This window comes from Arthrobacter sp. JCM 19049 (assembly GCF_001310435.1).
This window is the reverse complement of the sequence record NZ_BAXF01000699.1, coordinates 1-915: the sequence shown is the minus strand read 5'-3', so window position 1 is coordinate 915 and position 915 is coordinate 1. Positions and strand designations below refer to the sequence as shown.

At 69.4% G+C, this 915-nt stretch carries 1 pseudogene; it reads right to left on the bottom strand.

The annotated features are described in order from the left end of the window. Window positions 1–915 (bottom strand): annotated as a pseudogene (locus JCM19049_RS15615) (acetyl-CoA C-acyltransferase); the annotation flags it as partial.

The following is a 915-nucleotide window of genomic DNA, read 5'->3' as shown; positions in this document are numbered from 1 at the left end:
GCTCCAGTGCCGCGGTCAACGCCAGGCGGGCCCCGGAGGCGCCAATGGGATGGCCCAGGGCGATGGCTCCGCCGTGGATGTTCGTCTTCTCCAGCGGGTAGTCCAGGTCGGCCAGGGACTGGCAGGCCACGGCGCCGAACGCCTCATTGATTTCAATGAAGTCCAGGTCCTTGACCTGCAGGGAGTCCTTGGCCAGGGCGTCCTGGATGGCGTGAGAGGGCTGGGAATGCAACGAGGTGTCCGGTCCGGCCACCTGGCCGGGGGCGCCTATGACCGCCAGGATTTTCAGCCGTGCTGCTCGGCGTAGTCGCGCGAGGTGACCACCAGGGCCGCGGCCCGTCGGAGAGCGGGGAGGAGTTGCCGGCGGTGATTGTCCCATCGCGGTCAAAGGCCGGACGCAGCCCGGAGAGGGTCTCGGCGGTGGTCTCGGGGCGCACGCCCTCGTCGCTGTCCACGATCACCGGCTCGCCCTTGCGCTGGGCACGGAGATCGCGACGATCTCCTCGTCAAAGACCCCGTTGCCCTGCGCGGCCGCCGCCCGCTGGTGGCTGGAGGCCGCCACCTCGTCTTGCGGTCCGCGTTCGATCCCCAGCTCGGTGTTCTTCTCCTCGGTGCTCAGTCCCATGGACTTGCCGTCAAAGGCGTCGGTCAAGCGTCATGGGCGACCGAGTCCACCGCGGTGATGTCCCCGTAGGTCCACCCGAAACGGGACTTGGGCAGCAGGTGCGGGGTGTTGGACATTGATTCCTGCCCGCCGGCGATGACCACCTGGGCCTCGCCCAGGCGGATCATGCGCGCCGCGTCCGTGACCGCGGCCAGCCCGGAGAGGCACACCTTGTTGATGGTCACCGTCGGGGTGTCCCAGCCGATGCCCGCCCGGATGGCGGACTGGCGGGCGGGGTTCTGGCCACACCC